Genomic DNA, 6,551 nt, shown 5'->3' with positions numbered 1-6,551 from the left:
AACACGCGGTGCAGCAGCGCCGCCTGCGGGCGCAGCGGCAGGAAATCATCCTGTGCGAAACCGATATCGACCATGCGCCGCAACAGCGGTTGCGCCAGTTCGCTGACCGGCAGCATCGGCAGGCCATAGCTGACCCGTAGTTGCAGATCCTTGAAGGTGCGCAACCATGCCTCGGGCTCGAGGGTTTTGTCGTGCTCGGCACTTATCCACAGCGCAGCCTCCAGCAGCGCTGGCGGTGAACGATGCAGGCATTCGAAAAAGCGTTGGCGCGCACTCATCTGAATCTCCCTCCAATGCCTCGTTTTAGCCCCGTCCGGGTTGTTCGTCCAGTGCCGGGCGCGTTGAGCGCGAGTTATAGCGGCGCAACATTGTCCGCTCGGCGGCTCATGCCGGTGCGCGCCAGCAATTTTCAGGGGCAAGCCTATACTGGCGTTCTACAAGAAGTGATTCGGGAGCCTGTCGATGTTCGCTCTCATGCAAAGCACTCGCCTGGAATCGCTGCACTTGAGCGTGGACCCGGTCACCGGGTTGAAGGCGGTCATTGCCATTCATGACAGTCGCCTGGGGCCAGCCCTGGGCGGCTGCCGTTACCTTGCCTATCCCAACGACGAATCTGCGGTCGAGGACGCCATTCGCCTGGCGCAAAACATGAGCTACAAAGCGGCGCTGGCCGGCCTTGCGCAGGGCGGCGGGGTGGCGGTGATCGTGCGCCCGGCCCATGTCGAGAATCGCGCCGCGTTGTTCGAGGCTTTCGGCCGTTGCATCGAGCAGCTCGACGGTCGCTACATCACCGCCATCGACAGCGGCACTTCAGTGGCGGACATGGACTGCATTGCCCAGCAGACCCGGCATGTCACCAGCACCACCTCGGCAGGCGACCCGGCACCGCATGCGGCCATGGGCGTGTTCACCGGCATTCGCGCCACGGCGATGGCGCGTCTGGGCAGCGACAACCTCGAAGGTTTGCGCATCGCGATTCAGGGGCTTGGCAACGTCGGTTATGCACTGGCCGAGCAACTGCACGCGGCCGGCGCCGAGTTGCTGGTCAGTGACATCGACCACGGCAAGGTGCAACTGGCGATGGAGCAGCTCAATGCTCACCCGATCGCCAACGACGCATTGCTCAGCACGCCGTGCGACATTCTCGCGCCTTGTGGGTTGGGCGGTGTGCTCAACAGTCACTCGGTGTCGCAACTGCGCTGTTCCGCTGTCGCCGGTTCGGCGAACAATCAACTTTCCCATCTGGATGTGGCGGATCAACTGGAACGGCGCGGAATCCTTTATGCGCCGGATTATGTGATCAATGCCGGCGGGCTTATTTACGTTTCGCTTAAACATCGTGGCGAGGAGTTGCCGACGATTACGGCGCATCTGTCGAAAATCAGTTCGCGACTCACGGAGGTCTTCGCTCACGCGCAGGCGGAAAAACGTTCGCCGGCGCGGGTGGCGGATGAGTTGGCCGAAAAGGTTTTGTATCGCTGAAAGCAAAAGATCGCAGCCTTCGGCAGCTCCTGCACTCGGAATGCAGTAGCTGCCGAAGGCTCGGGCCGCGATCGGACGATCTTTCTGATTACTTCGGCGCTTTCGCTGCTTTGGCGGGCTTCGCCGGCGCCTCGTCAGGTTCTGCCGCTTCAGCTTTTTCGACAGGCTCGGCCGGCGCATTGATCAGCTCCGACAGCGCATCGGGCTGGCTCTTGAATGCCCGGGCGAACACATCACGATTCTTCGCCATGTAGATCCCGGCTTCTTCCACTTGCTGTTCGGTCAGGGACGGAACGGCTTTTTGCAGCACATCGGCCAGATATTCGGCCAGTTCGAGCATTTTGTCATGACGATCAGCTTCGGCTTTATCCATGAACAAGCGCTCCAGATCTCGGCTGCTGCGGTATACCACTTCGACGGCCATTCACCACCTCACATGCCTTCACGTTAAGTTGTCTTGACGACCACTGTATCCATATACAGCGAAAAGGATAAGCGAATCCCTGCGCCATGGGTAGTGGCTTTTCAATGTAGACCGGATTTGGCGTTTGTCAGTGAGCCGTGTCGCTGCTGTTCGCGAGCAGGCTCGCTCCCACGGGGAATGTGCAAAGCCGCGAGCCTGCGACCAAACGCCACGGCGCGGGATTTGCGGCGGATCGCCATGATGCGTGGCCCTGAACCTGCATGAAAACCGTTGCAACAAGGCGCGCGCGCAAAACCGTCACGTGCGATACGCATCATCCGCCCGAAACGGGCTAAGGAAACTCATCGTGAAAATAAACTGGGCCGAGAAACTGCGGCGTAACGTGCATCAACTGGCCGAGTCCCTGGGCAACCTGTTCGTCGAAACCTTCCACTATCTGGCGCTGTTCGCCATCGGTGCGGTGACGGCGTGGGCGGCGGTGATGGAGTTCCTCGGCATGCTCGAAGTCGGGCACATCAAGATCGATGACATTCTGTTGCTGTTCATCTATCTGGAACTGGGCGCGATGGTCGGGATTTATTTCAAGACCAACCACATGCCGGTGCGCTTCCTGATCTACGTTGCGATCACTGCACTGACGCGCCTGCTGATCTCCAACGTCTCGCACCACAACCCGCCGGACATGGGCATCATCTACCTGTGCGGCGGCATTCTGCTGCTGGCGTTTGCGATCCTGGTGGTGCGTTACGCTTCGTCGCAATTCCCCTCAGTGAAGATCGAGAACCCGCAGCGCAAGATCGGTACGGGTTCCAGCGAACATCCTGAAGTGGAGAAGGGCGAGCTCTAAAGGCCCGCCGCCTGGCCGGGCTGGCCTTTGACCCGTGGCGGTGGCGGGGTCAGCCCGGCGCCGCTGGTCATGGCTTCGAGAATCGACATGGCGCTGTGACCCTGTTCGATGGCGATGCCGAACTGGATGCTTTGTACCAGCCGTTTCAAACGCTCGGGATCGTTGCGCTGTTCGGCGCTGATCATGCGCTTGGCCACGATGCGGCCGGCGTTGGACAGGGTCAGCATGATGCTGCCGTCCAGGCCCTGAATGCTCAGATTGATCTGATAGTCCGGCGCGAAGGCATCGGTAATGATTTGAAATGGGTTGTCCATGATGCGTCACCGCCTGATTGAACGTGCAGTTGTTGACCGGCCATGATCCGATTTGGTTCGCAACACCAGACCACTGGCATCTCGTTCGCTGAGGTTTGCAATGTCCGTTTGCCTCAAGGGTGATGTAGCAAGGGGCATGCCGGAAAAATTGTCGAACAATAAACACGGCGAAAAAAACGGCGAGCCTCGGGGCTCGCCGTTTTTTGTGGCGCGTTTTCAGGGCAGGAATGAGCCGATGATCGCTGACAGTGCAGTCAGGCCGATCAACACTCCACCCAGTTCACCGCCAGCCCGCCGCGCGAGGTTTCCTTGTATTTGTCGTGCATGTCGGCCCCGGTGTCGCGCATGGTGCGAATCACCCGGTCGAGGGAAATAAAGTGATTGCCGTCGCCGCGCAGGGCCATTTGCGTGGCGTTGATCGCCTTCACCGCCGCGATGGCATTGCGCTCGATGCACGGCACTTGCACCAGACCACCGACCGGATCGCAGGTCAGGCCGAGGTTGTGTTCCAGGCCGATTTCGGCAGCGTTCTCCAGTTGCTCCGGTGTCGCACCAAGGACGTCGGCCAGGCCGGCGGCGGCCATGGCGCAAGCCGAACCGACTTCGCCCTGACAGCCGACCTCGGCACCGGAGATGGAGGCGTTTTTCTTGCACAAAATCCCGACAGCGGCTGCGCCGAGAAAGAACGCGACGACATCATCGTCAGACGCATCCGGATTGAATTTCATGTAGTAGTGCAGAACCGCCGGAATGATCCCGGCGGCGCCATTGGTCGGCGCGGTGACCATGCGCCCGCCGGCTGCGTTTTCTTCGTTGACGGCGAGGGCGAACAGGTTGACCCATTCCATGGCCGACAGGGTCGAGCTGATCACATTCGGTTTGCCGATTTCCAACAGGCTGCGATGCAGTTTCGCCGCGCGACGCGGTACTTTCAGACCGCCGGGCAAGATGCCTTCGTGGCGCAAACCTTGTTCGACGCACTCGCGCATTACTGACCAGATGTGCAACAGGCCCTGACGGATTTCGGTATCGCTGCGCCAGGCGCGCTCGTTGGCCATCATCAGTTCGGACACGCGCAGATTGTGTTGTTTGCACAGGGCGAGCAGTTCGGCGGCGCTGGAAAAATCGTAGGGCAACACCACGTCGCTGATTGGCGCCACACCAGACTCGGCTTCAGCCGCTTCGACGATGAAACCGCCGCCCACCGAGTAATAGGTTTGCGTGAACAGCTCGGCGCTTGCGCCAAAGGCGCTCAGCGACATCGCATTGGGGTGGTAGGGCAGGCTCTCGTCGAGCAGCAGCAGATCGCTCTGCCAGTCAAAAGCAATTGAACGTTGACCGGCGAGGGACAGTTGCCCGGTTTCGCGCAGTTGCTGGATGCGTGGATCGATGGTCGAAGGATCGATGCTGTCCGGCCACTCGCCCATCAGGCCCATGACCGTTGCGCGGTCAGTGGCGTGGCCGACGCCGGTGGCCGAGAGCGAACCGTACAGGCGGATCTGCACGCGTCGCACATCAGTGAGCAGATGCTGATCGACCAGAGCCTGGGCAAAGGTCGCCGCTGCACGCATCGGACCGACGGTATGGGAGCTGGACGGGCCGATGCCCACTTTGAATAGATCGAAAACACTGATAGCCATGCTAAACCCTTACAAGCAATGGAGTAGGAATCGCTGCCATTTTTTGTCGGACAAGCGCAATGTCGGCGATACTGCCTGCCTCGGTTCGAGGTGACCAACGAAACCTCCTAAGACAGCCTTTAGCAGGACTAAACAATGAGTCGTCAATTGCATGCCCAGACCTATGTCTGGCTGCAGGTGTTTGCCTGTGCCGCGCGGCACCTGTCCTTCACCCGTTGTGCCGAAGAGCTGCACATCACCCCGGGCGCGGTCAGCCAGCAGATTCGTCAATTGGAAGAGCGCCTGGGCTTTCGCCTGTTTCATCGGCGCGCGCGCGGCGTTGAGTTGAGTGCACAGGGGCAGCGGCTGGCGATTACCGTCAATGAAGCCTATGGCAGCATCGATGCGGAATTGCGCCGGCTGGACGCCGGGATGATCAGCGGGACTCTGCGGTTGCGCTCGATCCCGTCGTTTCTTGGCAAGTGGCTGACTCCGCGCCTGCCGCGCTTGCAGCAACGCTTTCCGGATATCCAGTTGCGCCTGGTGGCCGAGGACAGCAGCGTGCCATTGCATGAGGGCGATTTCGATCTGGCCATCGACCTTAACGATGGCAGTTACCCAGGATTGTTATCCACAGCCTTGCTCGACGAGCAGATTTTCCCGGTGTGCGCGCCGAGCCTGCTCCGCGGGCGACCGCCGTTGCACGGGCCGGCGGATCTGGTGCATTTCCCGTTGCTGCACGACATCACCGCCTGGCGTGGCAGTTACGAATACGCGGAATGGGAGTTCTACCTGAACGCGATCGGCTTCGAAGGCGCCGATGTGCGACGCGGCCACACGTTCAACCGCAATCACCTGACCATCGAAGCGGCGATCGCTGGCATGGGCGTAGCGATTGCCCGGCGCACGTTGCTCAACGATGAGCTGGAGCGCGGCACTTTGATCGTGCCGTTCGGCTTGTCGGTACCCAACCATAAACGCTATGTGCTGCTGTATGCACCGGGGGCGTTGAGCCATCCGGGCGTGCGCGCTGTGCACGACTGGCTGGTGGAGGAGGCGGGGATTTTTCGCAGTTTGCACCCGCTGAACGAGCAGCAGATGTGAGCAGATTTTTCTGCGGAGCGGGTCGACCCAATTCCCGACATTAACAGCGCCTCGCTCGGTTGTCCGGCTTTTTTTGCGAATGAATATTTTTCTTTTTTCAGGGGTTGAAATGTTCGCCGCTCGGGCCGATTGTTGTAACCAGGAGGTCAGGAAATTCACTTCAAGGCCTCCAGCGAGCTAGCTGAAATAAGGGATGAACTATGCAAATCCAAGTCAACAGCGATAACCATATTCAAAGCAGTAAGCGACTGGAGGAGTGGGTACGTACAACTATTGAGAGCACGCTCGACCGTTATGAAGAAGACCTGACCCGTGTCGAAGTCCACCTGAGCGACGAGAACGGCGAGAAACCAGGTCCCCATGACTTGCGCTGCCAACTGGAAGCGCGGCCAAAAGGCCACCAACCGATTTCCGTGACCCATAAAGCCGATTCGCTGGAACAGGCGATCGACGGTGCCGCCGAGAAACTGGAGCACAAACTGGATCATCTGTTCGGCAAACTGCGAGGTAAACCACGCGCCGCTGTAGTGCCATTTACCGGCAAGGCCAACGACAAGCTGTTGGCGGAAGAATTTGACGAGAATGAACAGGCAGCGATCAACAGTTGATGCGCTGATTTCAGAAGTCACACAAGGAGAACGGGCCTGCTGATGCAGGCCCGTTTTTTTGTTTGTGGTGTTGGTGATTGCTCGCAGGGTTTAAGACCGTAGCCCCTCACCCCAGCCCTCTCCCGAGGGAGAGGGAGTCGATCCGGTTGTTTT

At 59.6% G+C, this 6,551-nt stretch carries 6 protein-coding genes and 2 pseudogenes; 4 read left to right on the top strand and 4 right to left on the bottom strand.

The annotated features are described in order from the left end of the window. A pseudogene (locus tag OQK_RS06390) lies at nt 1–278 on the bottom strand (hypothetical protein); the annotation flags it as partial. 184 nt (nt 279–462) lie between these two features. Between OQK_RS06390 and OQK_RS06385 the strand changes: the two are divergent. Next, nucleotides 463–1,482 carry a Glu/Leu/Phe/Val dehydrogenase family protein gene (locus OQK_RS06385; protein ID WP_016771635.1) on the top strand — a complete coding sequence of 340 codons (1,020 nt, stop codon included), beginning with the start codon at nt 463–465 and terminating at the stop codon, nt 1,480–1,482. A gap of 169 nt (nt 1,483–1,651) precedes the next feature. On the opposite strand, the pseudogene OQK_RS06380 reads toward OQK_RS06385, so the two are convergent. After that, nucleotides 1,652–1,906, bottom strand: a pseudogene (locus tag OQK_RS06380) (YebG family protein); the annotation flags it as partial. A gap of 346 nt (nt 1,907–2,252) precedes the next feature. Between OQK_RS06380 and OQK_RS06375 the strand changes: the two are divergent. Continuing rightward, entirely contained in the window at nt 2,253–2,753 is a 501-nt protein-coding gene (locus OQK_RS06375; protein ID WP_016771633.1) for a phosphate-starvation-inducible protein PsiE, read from the top strand. Here OQK_RS06375 and OQK_RS06370 read toward each other — a convergent pair. After that, complete coding sequence (locus OQK_RS06370) at nt 2,750–3,067, bottom strand: DUF3509 domain-containing protein (RefSeq protein ID WP_016771632.1); 318 nt, start codon at nt 3,065–3,067, stop codon at nt 2,750–2,752. The genes OQK_RS06375 and OQK_RS06370 overlap by 4 nt on opposite strands. A gap of 263 nt (nt 3,068–3,330) precedes the next feature. Further along, complete coding sequence (locus tag OQK_RS06365; protein WP_016771631.1) at nt 3,331–4,707, bottom strand: L-serine ammonia-lyase; 1,377 nt, start codon at nt 4,705–4,707, stop codon at nt 3,331–3,333. 135 nt (nt 4,708–4,842) lie between these two features. Between OQK_RS06365 and OQK_RS06360 the strand changes: the two genes are divergently transcribed. Both OQK_RS06360 and OQK_RS06355 read left to right on the top strand, forming a co-directional pair. After that, nucleotides 4,843–5,790, top strand: a complete 948-nt coding sequence (locus OQK_RS06360; protein WP_016771630.1) for a LysR substrate-binding domain-containing protein — start codon at nt 4,843–4,845, stop codon at nt 5,788–5,790. Between the two features lie 200 nt (nt 5,791–5,990). Then, nucleotides 5,991–6,398 (top strand): HPF/RaiA family ribosome-associated protein, encoded by a 408-nt coding sequence (locus OQK_RS06355; protein WP_016771629.1) that lies wholly within the window; start codon nt 5,991–5,993, stop codon nt 6,396–6,398. The last annotated feature ends 153 nt before the right edge of the window (nt 6,399–6,551 follow it).

This window comes from Pseudomonas sp. R62 (assembly GCF_000257605.1).
Lineage (GTDB): Bacteria > Pseudomonadota > Gammaproteobacteria > Pseudomonadales > Pseudomonadaceae > Aquipseudomonas > Aquipseudomonas atacamensis.
This window is presented reverse-complemented; position numbering and strand designations above follow the sequence as displayed.

Excerpts from the sequence above, each read along its gene's own strand:
- OQK_RS06370 (WP_016771632.1), bottom strand. The coding sequence starts at position 3,067 with ATGGACAACCCATTTCAAATCATTACCGATGCCTTCGCGCCGGACTAT.
- OQK_RS06360 (WP_016771630.1), top strand. The coding sequence starts at position 4,843 with ATGAGTCGTCAATTGCATGCCCAGACCTATGTCTGGCTGCAGGTGTTT.
- OQK_RS06355 (WP_016771629.1), top strand. The coding sequence starts at position 5,991 with ATGCAAATCCAAGTCAACAGCGATAACCATATTCAAAGCAGTAAGCGA.
- OQK_RS06365 (WP_016771631.1), bottom strand. The coding sequence starts at position 4,707 with ATGGCTATCAGTGTTTTCGATCTATTCAAAGTGGGCATCGGCCCGTCC.
- OQK_RS06385 (WP_016771635.1), top strand. The coding sequence starts at position 463 with ATGTTCGCTCTCATGCAAAGCACTCGCCTGGAATCGCTGCACTTGAGC.